This is a genomic window from Bartonella sp. AP20NXHL, from assembly GCF_042196165.1.
Taxonomy (GTDB): domain Bacteria; phylum Pseudomonadota; class Alphaproteobacteria; order Rhizobiales; family Rhizobiaceae; genus Bartonella.
Genome location: NZ_JBHIPV010000002.1, coordinates 15,622 through 31,091, shown reverse-complemented (window position 1 = coordinate 31,091; position 15,470 = coordinate 15,622). Strand labels below are relative to the sequence as shown.

12 protein-coding genes are annotated in these 15,470 nt (G+C 37.9%); 4 read left to right on the top strand and 8 right to left on the bottom strand.

The features are described from left to right. Nucleotides 1-327 precede the first annotated feature (327 nt). Nucleotides 328-3,213, top strand: coding sequence for an EAL domain-containing protein (locus tag ACFILL_RS01370; protein WP_375643152.1), 2,886 nt, complete (start codon nt 328-330; stop codon nt 3,211-3,213). 42 nt (nt 3,214-3,255) lie between these two features. Here ACFILL_RS01370 and ACFILL_RS01365 read toward each other — a convergent pair whose 3' ends face one another. After that, a complete protein-coding gene (locus tag ACFILL_RS01365) occupies nt 3,256-3,840 on the bottom strand; it encodes a YqgE/AlgH family protein (RefSeq protein ID WP_375631387.1) in 585 nt (194 codons plus the stop codon). A 71-nt stretch (nt 3,841-3,911) separates the two neighbouring features. Between ACFILL_RS01365 and ACFILL_RS01360 the strand changes: the two genes are divergently transcribed. Then, entirely contained in the window at nt 3,912-4,790 is an 879-nt protein-coding gene (locus ACFILL_RS01360) for a protein-disulfide reductase DsbD domain-containing protein (protein WP_375643153.1), read from the top strand. Between the two features lie 26 nt (nt 4,791-4,816). On the opposite strand, the gene rnhA is transcribed toward ACFILL_RS01360, so the two are convergent. The 4 genes from rnhA to cyoE form a co-directional block, all read right to left on the bottom strand. Next, nucleotides 4,817-5,284 (bottom strand): ribonuclease HI, encoded by a 468-nt coding sequence (gene rnhA, locus ACFILL_RS01355; RefSeq protein WP_273791355.1) that lies wholly within the window; start codon nt 5,282-5,284, stop codon nt 4,817-4,819. A gap of 5 nt (nt 5,285-5,289) precedes the next feature. Next, nucleotides 5,290-6,249 (bottom strand): homoserine kinase, encoded by a 960-nt coding sequence (locus ACFILL_RS01350; protein ID WP_273791354.1) that lies wholly within the window; start codon nt 6,247-6,249, stop codon nt 5,290-5,292. Further along, nucleotides 6,249-7,304 (bottom strand): 4-hydroxy-3-methylbut-2-enyl diphosphate reductase, encoded by a 1,056-nt coding sequence (gene ispH, locus ACFILL_RS01345; protein WP_375631385.1) that lies wholly within the window; start codon nt 7,302-7,304, stop codon nt 6,249-6,251. Before ispH ends, ACFILL_RS01350 begins: the two co-directional genes overlap by 1 nt. A 182-nt stretch (nt 7,305-7,486) precedes the next feature. After that, nucleotides 7,487-8,422: a heme o synthase gene (cyoE, locus tag ACFILL_RS01340; protein WP_375643165.1), complete on the bottom strand. Its 936-nt coding sequence runs from the start codon at nt 8,420-8,422 to the stop codon at nt 7,487-7,489. Between the two features lie 344 nt (nt 8,423-8,766). Here cyoE and ACFILL_RS01335 point away from each other — a divergent pair, with 344 nt between their 5' ends. Both ACFILL_RS01335 and tldD read left to right on the top strand, forming a co-directional pair. Further along, a complete protein-coding gene (locus ACFILL_RS01335) occupies nt 8,767-9,306 on the top strand; it encodes an invasion associated locus B family protein (protein ID WP_273791352.1) in 540 nt (179 codons plus the stop codon). Nucleotides 9,307-9,416: 110 nt separating this feature from the next. Beyond that, nucleotides 9,417-10,841: a metalloprotease TldD gene (gene tldD, locus ACFILL_RS01330; RefSeq protein WP_273791351.1), complete on the top strand. Its 1,425-nt coding sequence runs from the start codon at nt 9,417-9,419 to the stop codon at nt 10,839-10,841. Between the two features lie 518 nt (nt 10,842-11,359). Here tldD and ACFILL_RS01325 read toward each other — a convergent pair. Genes ACFILL_RS01325 through dxs form a run of 3 tightly spaced genes read right to left on the bottom strand, consistent with a single transcriptional unit; the run spans nt 11,360 to nt 15,277 of the window. Continuing rightward, complete coding sequence (locus tag ACFILL_RS01325; RefSeq protein ID WP_375643154.1) at nt 11,360-12,613, bottom strand: class I SAM-dependent RNA methyltransferase; 1,254 nt, start codon at nt 12,611-12,613, stop codon at nt 11,360-11,362. Then, a complete protein-coding gene (locus ACFILL_RS01320; protein ID WP_375643156.1) occupies nt 12,610-13,353 on the bottom strand; it encodes a TlyA family RNA methyltransferase in 744 nt (247 codons plus the stop codon). Before ACFILL_RS01320 ends, ACFILL_RS01325 begins: the two co-directional genes overlap by 4 nt. 16 nt (nt 13,354-13,369) lie before the next feature. Then, nucleotides 13,370-15,277, bottom strand: a complete 1,908-nt coding sequence (dxs, locus tag ACFILL_RS01315) for a 1-deoxy-D-xylulose-5-phosphate synthase (protein WP_273791348.1) — start codon at nt 15,275-15,277, stop codon at nt 13,370-13,372. Nucleotides 15,278-15,470 lie beyond the last annotated feature (193 nt).

The window sequence follows — 15,470 nt, the reverse complement described above, 5'->3', positions numbered from 1 at the left end:
TCATTAAATAAGTTTTGGAAATATTGGGCAAAGAGGCGTACAAAACTACCCAATTCATACTTCATGTGATAAAGATTCTAATGAGTGAAGGTATATCCGTGAAATCTGGAAATTTATGGTTTAACTTTGCCCTTTTAAAATATAAAACTTCATTCGCTTCAAGTTCTATTGGAGCAAATGGGTATGTGGTTTATTTGTATATAAAATCACACAACTTAAGAAAAAGTGATAACAATTTATTATGTAAATAAATTATAAAAGGTGGACGTTTTTTCTCAAAAATCGAAATGAAAATTAAACATCCTAAAATATTGAGAGTGGGACATTGTGAAGAGTTTGCGTAAAATAATTGACATCATTTTCATTGTAGTCGTTAGTTCTTTTGTCCATCTTACATCAGCACAAGCAATTGATCCAGTTAAAATTTCTTCTCAAGATGCTGCTCTTGATCTCTCAAAAGCAATTGAAATTCACCATACAAACAACTCTATTTTTCAAACAAGTACAGCGCCAGGACCAGATGGTATTGTATGGCGTATTGAAGTGCAGGCAAAAAATGAAAAATTTTCCGGAAATTGGGCAGTTTTTTCTCTTGCAAATCCAACAGATGAACAAGTTGATCGTCTCATTGTTGCCCCCCATTACCGCATGGCACGTTCTGGATTTTTTTGGCCAGACCTTGGATCAGCAAGGATTCAATCCATAACGCCAAGCGAAGGTTTTTCCCTCGATCGTCAACTTAGTGCAAACTCTGATATCTTTCGTATTACTCTTAACCCTGGTGCTGTTGTTACATTTGTGGCCGAACTTAACTCTGCAAATCTACCGCAAATCTATTTATGGCAACCTGAAGCTTATAAAGATGCAATTAATTCTTATACGCTTTATCATGGTATTCTTCTTGGGATATCAGGTCTCTTAGCGCTTTTGTTAACTGTTCTCTTCGTCGTCCGTGGAACAGGGCTGTTTCCTGCAACAGCTGCTGTTGCTTGGGCAGTGCTTTTTTATATTGGTATTGACTTCAACTTTTTAAATAAATTCTTTGCAGTTACACTCACAACACAACCAATCTGGCGTGCTGGTACAGAAGTAGCTCTTACTGCTACACTCTTCATTTTTCTTTTTACCTATCTCAGCCTTAACCGCTGGCATTATCATTTTAGTTACGGTGCTATCGCTTGGACCATTGCCTTTTGCAGTCTAGGAGCCTTTGCTATTTATGATCCCATCAGAGCAGCTGGAATTGCGCGTTTGTCTTTTGGCCTTACCGCTGTGCTTGGTATAATATTAATCATCTATTTCTCAATCAGAAGCTATGACCGCGCTATTATGCTTATTCCAACATGGTTGCTCATTAGCTTTTGGTGTGTTGGAGCCTATGCTTGCATAGCTGGACATTTAAACAATGATATTATCCAGCCAGCATTAGCGGGGGGATTAGTGCTCATTGTTCTTCTCATAAGCTTTACTGTCCTGCAACAAACTTTTTCTAATGACGCTTTCCATGAAGGAATATTTTCCGACCTGGAACAACAAGTACTCGCAGCAAAGGGTGCTGGAAATATTATTTGGGATTGGAATATCGAGCGTGACCGTATTGTTGTACATCCAAACATGGCAACCCTTTTTGGTACTGAAATTCATAACCTCAATGGACCTATGCGCAACTGGATTTCAGCCTTGCACCATGATGATCGTGAACGCTTTCAAGCTGTATTGGATATCATTCTTAAAAATAAAAAAGGGCGCATTGATCAAATTTTTCGTCTTTCTTCCGGTGGTGGTTATTATCATTGGTTTTCTCTTCGTGCACGTCCGGCTATGCAAAAAGATGGAAAAATCACACGTGTCATTGGAACCATTGTCAATATTACTAACCATAAAAAATCCGAAGAACGCTTATTGCATGATGCAATCCACGACAGCTTAACCGGACTTCCTAACCAACAAATTTTCTTTGATAGACTACAAAATTATACCTCTTTAGCGAAAGCAAATATCAAAATTAGACCGACTGTCTTTATGATTGATTTTGACAATTTTCGCCAAATTAATCGCAAATTAGGCATAGCAGTTGGGGATACTGTACTGCTTATAATCGCACGTCGTTTAAATCGTCTCATTAACTTTCAAGACACCTTATCGCGTCTTTCAGCAGACCGCTTTGCAATTATTTTACTTAGTGAAACCGAACCACAAAAAATTGCAGCATTTGCAGATCATTTGCACAAAACAATTTCAGCACCTATTTCACTTTCAGAAAACAAAATAATCCTTTCAACCTCTATCGGATTGGTTACATGGAGTGAAAGCCGATCGACGGCTAAAGATATTTTTAATGATAGTGAATTAGCGATGATTCGCGCAAAACAAATGGGTGGAAACCATATTGAACCTTTTCGTCCTAATTTTCGCACTTTGGGTCTCGAACATAATACTCTGGAGAAAGATGTTCATTATGCCATAAAACGTAATGAGATGAAAATCCTCTACCATCCTATTCTTAATTTATCAGACGGACATATTATTGGTTTTGAAACAATTGTAGAATGGCATCATCCCACTTATGGAAATTTAAATGTCTCTGATTTCATAAAAATCGTAGAAAATGAACAAATTGTTATGGATTTGTCACAGTTTATCATCGATAATGCCATTATTGATCTTATAAATGTACAAGAAAAGTTTTCCCAACAATCTTTCTTTATTTCAATTAATTTACCAAGCGCAGAAATGATTCATCCTCGTTTTATCAGTCAATTGCGTGCCGCTTTGCTTCGCCATCCGCTCCACAAAGGGCGTCTGATGATTGAAATATCTGAATTTGTCTTAAGAAATAATCCTGAACAATCAGCGCACTTTCTTGAACAAATTAAAACACTGGGAATGAATCTCGCACTCGATAATTTTGGAACAGGTTATTCGTCTCTGACCTATCTCGTACGTTATCCATTTGATATGGTTAAACTTGATCGTTCACTTATCTCAATCGACTCTCTTAAGAAGAAAATTGTTCTAAAGTCTATCATTAATATGGCAACAGATCTTAATTTGCAAATTATCGCAGAAGGTGTTGAAAATGAAAAAGAAGCAATCTTTCTTCGTCAAGAAGGCTGTAAATATGTTCAAAGTACACTTGTGACGAAACCGATTGCCATAGAAGAATTAATTACACTCGTTCAGAGCCATTTCCCTTATAAAATAAAAACATAATGGATAAAATAACGTGTAAAGTTAAAAAGCTTAGAAAAAACTCTACGCGTGTCCCATTTCAGAAGCAAGATAAGTTGGATCGATACCCATGCGTGTTAAACTTTTATCATACTTGCAGCTTAAATCGCTTTCAAAAAGAAAACTAGGTGATGTAGAACTGATTAGCCAACCATTTGTAGAAATTTCTGCCTCAAGTTGCCCCGCTTTCCATCCAGCATAGCCTAATGCGACCAGTGCATGTTGCGGACCTTGTTCGCAACTGATCGCTTTTAATATATCAATTGTCGCAGTAAAACAGATCTTATCTGCAATAAAAACAGTTTCTTCACAAGCATAATCATCTGAATGAAGGACAAAACCACGCAAAGGATCAACAGGACCACCATAGCGAACTGGAAACTGTTTTATTGGTTCAGAAAGACTTTTTTTTTGGCCACTGTCTATGACTCCCAAATGAAGCAAAAGCTCTGGAAAATCAATATGATGCAATTGATTAAGAATGATGCCCATCGCACCGGCATTAGAATGCGCACAAATATAAATAACAGAACGAATAAAGCGTTTGTCATTCATCCCAGGCATTGCTATGAGTAATTGTCCACCTAAAAAGCCATTACACCGCTTCATTAATCTGTTATTCTCCATAATTTACATGATAAAAGTTTGTTCATTTAGCACACTAGGAAAATAAAACTCCAATGAAAAAAAGTCGTATATTTACAAATTTACAAAATATCGCAACTTTCTTTTATAAAAAGCTTTTAGTTACTTTAAGCTTAACATTCATAGTTTTAGAATTACTTAACATTCCTGTAAATGCTCAAACAGAACAAAAACTCCAGCTTTTCGCAACATCTTGGTATGAATCAGATGGTGGTCGTATCCGATTAGCGATCACTGAACCTTCTCTTTCTGGAATAAGAGAAGGCATTATTGAAATTGAGCTTAAACCAGGATGGAAAACTTACTGGCGTAATCCAGGTAATTCTGGCATGGCACCATTTTTTAATTTCAACCAACAGATTTCTTATGAAATCTTCTATCCTACTCCACAGCTTTTTGAAACAGAAAATGATTGGTCATTAGGTTATAAAGATAAAGTAATATTGCCCTTCAATCTTTCTGGTTCAAGCAAAAATTTAAGTGGTACTTTCACTCTTGGATTATGTAATAAAATCTGTCTTCCATTTACTATTAACTTTGATTTTTCGCCATCTGCTCTTAAAAATAAACATCTTCCTGCTTCCTTCTTAAAAAAGGCGCAAGATTCTTTGCCCCGCATGATGCAGAATGCACTAAAAATAAGTGCCGAAAAAAATAACAGTACCCTTCTTATAAAAATACAAAATAACAACAAAACTACACCTTCCTCTCTCTTTTTAGATGGAGGAGAAATGCAAATTGGAGCAGCAAGAAAAGTCAGTGATAACGCAGAATATACACTCTTCAGTGCTCCACTCTATTTCGCACCAGAAGAAATAAACCAAAAAATTTTTTATACAATTTCTTTTAAAGATCACGCCTTAAGTGGAACATTCATATTCCATACGCAGCCAACCCCGCTTGCGACTCCGTGATAAAAGAAAAAGCTCCCAAACAGCAATTATGCTGGAAAACGTCCATTTTCACGATATTGAGTAATTGCTTTGCGAGCAAGGGCATCTGCGCGTTCATTTTCTGGATGTCCCGCATGCCCTTTTACCCAGTGCCATCTGACTGTATGACAAGAACTAGCATCCTCAAGAGCTTGCCATAGCTCCATATTTTTAACAGGACTTTTTGATGCGGTGCGCCAATTATTCTTTTTCCAATCTTCAATCCACTTAGATATACCGTTACGCACATAAACTGAGTCTGTATAAAGATCGACCAAACAGGGCTCTTTAAGCGCCTTTAATGCACAAATAGCCGCCATGAGTTCCATTTGATTGTTTGTCGTATGAACCTTACCGCCATAAAGCTCCCGTTCATGACCATTCCAGCGTAAAATTGCCCCCCATCCTCCAATTCCAGGGTTCCCTGAGCAAGCACCATCTGTATAAATTTCAACGACTTTTTGTTGAGTTGCCATAAAATTTAAAAACCTAATTCACTTAGCGAATTTACATTACTGAAAAAACAAAGCTTGTGCCAATACTCCCATGGATCTTTCTTAATAACAAAGCTATTAGGCGGTGTATTAAACCAATCATATAGACGTGTGAGTAAGAAACGTAGAGACGCACCACGAGCTAATAAAACCATCTTGTCCAATTCTAAAGGAATCAATGGTCTTATTTTTTGATAACTTTCCAATAACTTACGTGCTTTGGTAAGATTATAGGAATGATCAGGCTCAAAGCACCAAGCATTTAAACAGATCGCTAAATCATAAGCAAAAAAGTCATTACAAGCAAAATAGAAATCTATCATCCCAGAAAGACGATGATTCACAAAAAAGACGTTATCATTAAATAGATCTGCATGAATAATGCCTATTGGTAAATTGAACGGCCAATTTTTCTGTAAAAAAGCCAATTCCAACTCAATTTTTTGTCCAAATTCTTTTAACAATGCATCTTCTTTGGTTTGACAACGTTGCCACAAGACCTTCCAATCCATAACAGAAAGAGTATTTTTACGACTAAGTGTAAAATCCTGTCCTGCTAAATGTAATTGTGCGAGCCCCATCCCCACTTCGCCACAATGATCTATATTGGGCTGGCGGATCCACTCTCCTTCCAGAAAAGTAATAATAGCGGCAGGACGTCCTGCTAATTCACAGATCATCATTCCATCATTTTGAATAACAGGTTGAGGACAAGGAATTCCACGCTGTCCTAAATGCTGCATCAAGCGACAAAAAAAAGGTAAATCATCTTTTGAAATACGCTTTTCATAAAGTGTTAAAATAAATCGCCCTTGTGTTGTCTCTAACATAAAATTAGAATTTTCAATCCCCTCCTCTATACCTTGATAAGACAAAAGTGATCCTATTGCATAACGTGTTAAAAACACTTTTAAATCATTTGGGTGAATATCTGTATAAACGGCCATTATTCTGCTTTCGTTGTAGATATGTTTGTATTCTGATTTTCATTTTTTGCATTATTTGCTTGACCATTGACGAAAGCCATATCTTGAGACGTTAAAATGACGTCACGTAATTCGCGACTCACTAAAAATTTTTCCGTTTCTACCGCTGTTTCAGCTAATTCTATTGTGACATCATAACGCTCACGAAATGCTGAAATAATTTCATCAATAATAATTTCAGGAGCCGAAGCCCCTGCTGAAAGACTGACAATAGAAAGAGATTTTAGGTTTTCAAAATTAATTTCATCAGCGCGCTGAACTAAAATAGCTTGCCGCGCACCAGACTTTTCGGCAACCTCTACTAAACGTCGTGAATTAGAAGAATTTGGTGCTCCAACAATCAAAAACAAATCGCTCCCCTTTGCCGCTGCTTTAACCGCATCTTGTCGATTCGTTGTAGCATAGCAAATTGACTCAGCCGCTGGGGCTGCTAATGTAGGAAAACGTTGTTGTAATATATCGATAATTCCTGCAGTATCTTCAACAGAAAGCGTTGTTTGTGTCACAAATCCTAATTTATCTGGATCATTGGGTTGATAATGCAAAGCATCTTCTATCGTTTCAATAAGCGTCACAGCCCCTTCTTCAAGCTGTCCCATTGTCCCTATCACCTCAGGATGACCAGCATGACCAATCAATATAACATGACGACCATGACGTTGATGTCGTATCGCTTGTTTATGCACTTTCGAGACCAACGGACATGTTGCATCGAGATAAAACAAATTATAGCATCGCGCTTCTTCTGAAACAGATTTTGGTACACCATGAGCAGAAAAAACAACCGGTTGATTGCGATGTTCTTCTGGAATCTCATCAAGTTCTTCGACAAAAACAGCTCCCCGTTGCTGTAATCCCTCAACCACGTAGCGGTTGTGTACAATTTCATGACGAACATATACTGGAGCACTATATTTTTTTAATGCAAGCAGAACAATCTGGATAGCACGATCAACCCCTGCACAAAATCCACGTGGACCACAAAGACGTATCGTTAAAGGGGGAAGTCCAGACATAAATCATCCTTAATCTCTATAGTTTTAGCTATATATTCAAACAACCTATTATTATACATGAATAAGCAATGTAAAAAAACGCGCAATATCATCTTTTGCATAAGAACAGACTCTATCGTGTTTTCTTACAGAATTTTCTTGAAGAAAAGCTCTTTTTAAATTTGCTTTTTCATTTTATTTGCCTAAAGAGCGATAAAATACCAAACAAGAGATTCAATCAAAAGAACTCCAAAGATAGCTGCCAAATAGAGTAACGAAAAGAAAAACGTTTTTTTGGCCATCAAAATAGTTTCATTATGTGTATCAGCTTTCCATAAACGATAGGCAAAATAAATAAAGATAATGCTTAAAATTGTTGAAAAAATAGCATAAAAAATTCCGCCAAGACCAATAAAGCAAGGAGCAGCAGCACATAATGCCATCAAAATAGTATAAAATAAAATCTGTTTTTTTGTTGAATGTTCACCTCGTACATTAGGCATCATAGGGATGCCTGCAGCCTCATAATCAAGAGATGAAAATAAAGAAAGAGACCAAAAATGGGGGGGGGTCCACATAAAAATGATCAAAAATAATAAAAAGCTATCAATACTCACTGTCCCTGTTGCCGCGGCCCATCCAATCATTGGTGGAAAAGCCCCAGAAGCACCACCAATAACAATATTTTGTGGTGTGATACGCTTTAACCAAATTGTATAGATAACGACATAAAAGAAAATCGTAAAAGCAAGAAAAAATGCCGCAAACCAATTAATGAAGCTCCCCATAACCAATACCGAGAGCATAGAAAGAACCATGCCAAAAATAAATGCCTTTTGAGAGCTGATTTTACCCATGGGAATGGGACGCTTTTTAGTCCGTTCCATCACAGCATCAATGTCAGCATCATACCACATGTTCAGTGCTCCCGCACCACCGCCACCAGCAGCAATACATAAAATTGCTAAAAAACCATACCACGGATTGATAGGAACAGGAGACACCATCAAACCAACTAAAGCCGTAAAGATCACAAGAGACATAACACGTGGCTTTAATAATGTGATATAATCACTAATAGTGGATTTTGGTGGCGTTGGTTTACCATTCACAACCGATAACTTTTCTGAAACTGACATTCCACTCAAAGCCCTTTTCCATTTCTGTCATTCACAAACCCAATATTATCTGACAAATATTATCTAGCGTATGGAAATGACCAATTAAGACCAATCGTATTTTTGAGAAAATATGAAATATCTCTTTCGCACGTATACCCTAAAAGTAGATGAAAATACTGGCAATAAAAACACATTTTTTCAATCAACGTTCTTTCCCATATTACAAGTGTATCATAAAAATATATCCTATGAATTAATATATTTGGGTAAATACTGATTTTGTGTTATAGTTTTTTATAGGGAATTCATTTTTTATGTAAATCTATGCATGGTTGTGAGTGTTAAGTCGGATAGGATTTTCTGTGATACTTTATAAATTACTCAAAAAAACTTTTTTTATTGGCACTGTTTTTTACACACTTTATAGTAGTTTTATCAGTCATGCATTTGCACAAACACCCTATGCGCAAAGTGTCCCTGCTCCACAAACCTATGGTGCATGGACAAAAGTTTGTTCTCTACCACCAGGTACACCTAACATGCAGTGTGAAGTTGTACAAAACGTTCACACACAAGGGCGTCAAGATATTACCTTGCGCGTTACATTTTATAAACTTCCTCAAAAGCAAGGTGCCTTGATGCGTGTTTTTGTTCCGATTCGCGTTGAATTACGTCCTGGCGTTGGAATTAAAATTGACGATAAAAATATGGGCAGAATGGAATATCGTCGTTGTCTTGGTGATAATTGTGTTGCTGAAGCCTTTCTTAAAGAAGACATATTGCAGCTCTTTTTAAAAGGAAAAATGGCAACCTATTTTATCTTTACAACTCCGGAACAAGGGATTGGAGGTTTTGTTGACCTTCATGGTCTTGGCGACGCCTATGCAACCTTACCAACATGAGTGAAATCAATACACTTTAAACGATTGAAATTTCATCGTATATTTTGAAAGATTCTTAAAATTAGATTGATAAAAATCTTCTAAGCCCCCATAAAAATAGGATAATTCTTATGAAATCGCTGATTGATCATTTTGATATTGCTTCCTCTAAAGTGCAATCACTTGTACAGGAAACACTTCATCATGCTGATGATGGTGAGCTTTACCTTGAGTACACAGAAAGCGAAGCTCTTTTATTTGATAATGGGCAGCTTAAAAACGGCTCATTTCATCAAGATATGGGATTTGGACTACGCGTTGTTGCTGGAGAGGCTACTGGATATGCTCACTCTAGTGAGTTATCAGCTGCTGCACTCAAACGTGCCAGTGAAGCTGCTAAAGCTGTTACCTATAATAATCATGCAGGGCCTTATAGTATAGCACCTCAACAAACAAACAAAAGACTTTATCAACCGCATAATCCCCTTGATGCTCCATCATTTGAAGAAAAAAGTGCTCTTTTGCAAAAAATTGATGCCTATTTACGTGCTAAAAATGATAAATTGCATCAAGTGACTGTTTCTCTTTCCGGCTCGCTACAACATGTTGAAATTTTACGTGCAGATGGTTATTTGGTTCGTGATATTCGTCCCCTTGTGCGACTTTCTATATCTGTGGTCGTAGCTGAAGGCAATCGACGTGAAAATGGTTTTTATGGGTGTGGAGGGAGACAAGCATTTAACCAATTTATTCATGAAGACAATTGGAAGAAAGCTGCAGATGAAGCCTTACGTATGGCTTTAACAAATTTAGAAGCAGAAGCAGCACCTGCTGGATCTTTTGATGTTGTCTTAGCCAACGGATGGCCTGGTGTTATGCTCCATGAAGCCGTAGGTCATGGTTTAGAAGGTGACTTTAACCGTAAAAAAACATCCGCTTTTGCTGGACTTTTAGGACAACAAGTTGCAGCAAAAGGTGTTACAGTTGTTGATGACGGAACAATTCCACAATGCCGTGGCTCTCTCACTGTTGATGATGAGGGGACCCCTTCAGGATATAACGTTCTCATTGAAGATGGAAAGCTCGTTGGTTTTATGCAAGACAGGCTTAATGCACGGCTTATGGGAGGTAAATCAACTGGAAATGGACGGCGTGAATCTTATGCTTATGCACCAATGCCACGAATGACCAATACAATCATGCTAGGAGGAGATAAAACACCTGAAGAAATCCTTTCTTCACTTAAAAGTGGTATCTATGCTGTTTCATTTGGTGGAGGACAAGTTGATATTACTTCTGGAAAATTCGTCTTTGAATGTACTGAAGCATACCGAGTAGAAAATGGTAAAATTTGTGCACCAATCAAAGGGGCAACTCTTATTGGAAATGGACCGGATGCTATGAAACGTATCACAATGATTGGTAATGATAGTAAACTAGATAATGGTATTGGTATGTGTGGAAAAGCTGGCCAAAATGTCCCTGTTGGTGTTGGCCAACCTCACCTTCGAATCAATAATATGACAATCGGTGGAACTGCGCTTATAGAGGAATAAGCTTGCTCATTCCTTCCCCGTATTGCTTCCTTCTCGTCTATTACGACCATTTTGTGAGGGGGTACAATGCATTGATTTATAAAGATAATCTAGCGTTATTCATATTGTATTAGAACCTTGAATACCGTAAGATTCTCTCATTTTAAATCTGTGTCTGTTGAACCAATCAAAATCATTCGTTTATACATTACAGGCAGGGAGAGTTATATGGATAAAAACTGTACAAGAAAGAACTAAAGATTCTTCTTATGGACCGTCTCAAGTACCAAGAATTTTAGAAACATTGGGAGATGGCAAATATAACGATGGAACAGGCTTATTCAGATACATATTCTTCGTAATCCATTCGTCTTTTTTGTGGTTTTTTTGTGTGGGGTAACTTGTCTTTTATATTTCATAATAAAAAAGCACTTTCTACATTCAGTGCTCTTAGATCAACGAGAAAAAGGTTATTATTATAGATAAATTTTGGAGAGATTTTATAATAATACTCAGGTAAACTTTTAAAAAAAATTAGGCTAAAGTTTCCAACCTTTCTTTTTTTTCTTTTTGCTCAAAACAGCAACAATTTCGACATGTGGTGACCATAAAAATTGATCGATCGGTATGATTTTTTCTACTGTATACCCCCCTGCAACAAGAAGAGATAAATCACGAGCAAATGTAGTAGGATTACAAGAAATTGCCACAACACGTGATACTGTTGTCTTCGCTAATTCACGTACTTGTTGCTCTGCACCAGCACGGGGAGGATCCAAAACAACACTCTCAAAACATTCAAGTTCCTTTACAGAAAGGGGATGTCGGAAAAGATCACGTTTTTCACAAGTGACCGTTTTTAAACCAGTCGCAAAACGTGCTGCTGTATTTAGATTTCTTAATGCATCTTCATTATTTTCTACTGCATGAACATTCATCTTTTTTGCCATACGCAAGGTAAATGTTCCTACCCCTGAAAACAAATCAACAGCATTCTTTGCTTTTTTTAAATGAGTCAAAATAATATTGCCCATTATATTTTCCGCTTCACAAGTTGCTTGCAGAAAACCACCAGAAGGAAATTCAACACGGACATCTCCAAAGTAAATCTCTGGTTTTTCTCGTTCAACCAAAACTTCACCGTCAACAGATAAACGTATAATCCCATATGAAAGAGCAGCACTGATCATTTTCTGACGAAGTGATTCATGGTGTATAATGCAACCGCTTAAAGCAACATCTAAACCATTTTCAACACATGTTATCGTAACATGAAACCGTTTGGCAGAGCTCTTTAGAAAAGCACAGAGCTCTCTGATATTATGCAACTGAGAAATAAGCTCTGGACGGCTTACTGGGCATTCCTCAAGAGCTACAATCTCATGAGAGAGATAACGGTTAAAACCAACTTTTTGCCCCTGTGGGGTCATGGATGCTGTTAGAGTAATCCGCCGTCGGCTATAAGGTTTACATTCTATTAAAGGTGCAACAACATTATTAAGTCCATAATTTTTAAGCGCCTCAACAACCAATTGTTGTTTCCATACGCGATAAGCATCCATATGCCAATGCTGAAGAGTACACCCTCCACATTCTCCAAAATGCTGACAAAGAGTATCAATGCGTTCTGATGATTTTTCTTTTAATGCTATATATGTTGCATATTTTCCATGAACAGTAATTTCAGCACACTCTCCTGGTAAAGTAAAAGGAACAGAAACGAAGCCGTGAGACATCTTAGCAATACCATAACCATTTACTCCGATATGATCGATTATGACATTGTCATTCACTCTTGTTTTTCTCCGAATAGTAAATATTCCACGTTGCCATCACCACCTGTAATAGGGGAAGAAATTAAACCTTTTGCACTCCACCCTGTTTGTGTATTTAACCAAACAAAAAGTGCCTCAGCAGTTTCTTTAGCACTTGATGGACTTAATATTCCTCCCTTACTAAAATGTTTACGACCAACCTCAAACTGAGGCTTTACCAGTAAAACAGCTTGGGCTCCCTTCTTGGCTAAAGACAACACGGGAGGCAATGCAAGTTTGAGCGAAATAAAGCTAACATCTGAAACGATAAGATCAATTTCTCGCCCACCTAAATGTTCCTGTTTAAAATCTCTGACATTCAAGCCTTCTAATAACGTTATAGCACTGTTGCCCAATAAACGTTTATCAAATTGATGATGCCCAACATCAACGGCAATAACATGATCTGCTCCACGCTCTAAGAGAACTTGCGTAAAACCACCTGTTGATGCACCAACATCAATGGCTGTCACTTTATCTGTTATAATTGGAAATGCATCAAGTGCAGCAATCAATTTTAACGCTGCCCGAGAAACATAATTCTGCGCTGGATCACAAACGGTAATCTCTGCATCATCAAAAACGATTTGCCCAGCTTTAAAAACGATTTCTCCGTTAACTTTAACAGTTTGGCGCATAACAGCATCACGTGCGCGTGAACGTGTCTTAAAAAAGTTTTTTTCAACTAAAAGAATATCGAGTCTTTTTCTGGCAGCCATCTCATACTCGAATTTTTTATCCTGTTCGAATCTCGCGGTCCAAAGCTGTAAAAACCGTGTTGACAATGCCCATAGCATCAAGCCCGATACGTGAAAGAACTTTTTCTGGTGAGCCGTGATTCAAATATTCATCTGGAAGTTGTAGTGTACGAACTTTCAAACCATGCTCTAAGAGCCCTTCTTGCGCTAAAAATTGTAATATGTGCGCTCCAAATCCACCGATTGCCCCTTCTTCAATTGTCACCAATACCTCATGCTCACGTGCCAAACGACGCATCAAATCTTTATCTAAAGGTTTTGCAAACCGTGCATCTGCAACCGTTGTAGATAACCCTTCAACCTCCAACGCATCAGCAGCTTGCAACACTTCTGACATCCGCGTTCCAAAACAAACCAAAGCGATCTTATTCCCTTCACGCAGAACGCGCCCTTTTCCAATTTCTAATAACTCACCACGTTGCGGTAAATCTATACCAATCCCCTCACCACGCGGATAACGAAAAGAAATTGGTCCCTGATCATAAGCTGCAGCTGTACGCACCATATGCATCAATTCAAGCTCATCAGAAGGTGCCATAACAACAAACTCAGGAAGAGTGGACAAAAAAACAATATCAAAACTTCCAGCATGTGTTGCGCCATCTGCCCCCACAAAACCTGCTCGGTCAATAGCAAAACGTACCGGTAATTTTTGAATTGATACATCATGAATAATTTGATCATAAGCACGCTGTAAAAAAGTAGAATAAATTGCAACAAAAGGCTTATACCCTTCACAAGCAAGTCCTGCCGCAAAAGTTACGGCATGTTGCTCAGCGATACCAACATCAAACATTTTTTCAGGAAATTTTTTCGCAAAAGAATCAAGACCTGTCCCTGTTGGCATCGCTGCTGTTATGCCAACAATCTTATCATCATGGTGAGCTTCTTCTATTAAAGCTTTAGAAAATACCTTGGTATAGGGTAGAATATTACTTGATGCTTTAACCTGTTTTCCTGTCGTGACATCAAAACGATTAACACCATGATATTTATCAGACGAGGCCTCTGCAGGTGGATATCCCTTTCCCTTATGGGTTACAACATGCACCAAAACAGGACCATTAGGATATTCACGAACATTTTTAAAAACAGGCAATAAATGCCCCAAATTGTGCCCATCTATGGGTCCAACATAATAAAAGCCGAGCTCATCAAATAAAGTTCCCCCAACCAAAAGTCCACGCGCAAATTCCTCTGAACGACGGGCCTTATCCAAAAAAAACTTTGGCAATTTTTCGCTCAACATCTTTACGCGTTCACGCAAATGACGATAAGAAGGACGAGACACTAATCGTGCAAGATGTGCACTCATAGCACCTGTAGGTGGTGCTATAGACATATCGTTATCATTAAGAACAACAATCAAGCGCGCATTCAAAACACCAGCGTTGTTCATTGCTTCATATGCCATACCCGCAGACATTGCACCATCACCAATGACAGTTATGATATTGCGTCTTGTCTCTGCTTTCAAAGCACTTGCCACCGCCATGCCAAGCCCCGCTGAAATAGAAGTAGATGAATGCCCCGCTCCAAATGGATCATACACACTTTCTGAACGTTTTGTAAAACCAGATAATCCGCCCTCTTGACGTAATGTGCGAATTTTTTCTCTACGCCCCGTTAAAATCTTGTGTGGATAGGTTTGATGACCAACATCCCAAATAATCCTATCCTCTGGTGTATTAAAAATATAATGTAATGCAACAGTGAGCTCAACAACACCAAGTCCCGCCCCAAGATGACCACCTGTTACAGAAACCGCATCAATTGTTGCTGTCCGCAACTCATCAACCAACTGTACCAAATCAGACTCATGCAATGCCCGCAAATCTTGCGGAAAACAAACACGGTCAAGCAATGGTGTTAGGACCTGAGACAAAAAAAATCCTTTCTATTATCTTAACTCAAGAAAACGCAACGAAATACATCTTCTCTACTCTTATTTACAGTTTTGCATCTTTTTTTACTGAAAAATGCTCTTTTCTATTGAGATGAACTATAATTTCCTCATTTTTAAATTATTATATAAAAAAGAAATCAATAAATTTTTCTGTTTATAAACTAAGGTTATT

Excerpts from the sequence above, each read along its gene's own strand:
- ACFILL_RS01365 (WP_375631387.1), bottom strand. The coding sequence starts at position 3,840 with ATGAAGCGGTGTAATGGCTTTTTAGGTGGACAATTACTCATAGCAATG.
- ACFILL_RS01360 (WP_375643153.1), top strand. The coding sequence starts at position 3,912 with ATGAAAAAAAGTCGTATATTTACAAATTTACAAAATATCGCAACTTTC.
- rnhA (WP_273791355.1), bottom strand. The coding sequence starts at position 5,284 with ATGGCAACTCAACAAAAAGTCGTTGAAATTTATACAGATGGTGCTTGC.
- ACFILL_RS01350 (WP_273791354.1), bottom strand. The coding sequence starts at position 6,249 with ATGGCCGTTTATACAGATATTCACCCAAATGATTTAAAAGTGTTTTTA.
- ispH (WP_375631385.1), bottom strand. The coding sequence starts at position 7,304 with ATGTCTGGACTTCCCCCTTTAACGATACGTCTTTGTGGTCCACGTGGA.
- cyoE (WP_375643165.1), bottom strand. The coding sequence starts at position 8,422 with ATGTCAGTTTCAGAAAAGTTATCGGTTGTGAATGGTAAACCAACGCCA.
- tldD (WP_273791351.1), top strand. The coding sequence starts at position 9,417 with ATGAAATCGCTGATTGATCATTTTGATATTGCTTCCTCTAAAGTGCAA.
- ACFILL_RS01320 (WP_375643156.1), bottom strand. The coding sequence starts at position 13,353 with ATGGCTGCCAGAAAAAGACTCGATATTCTTTTAGTTGAAAAAAACTTT.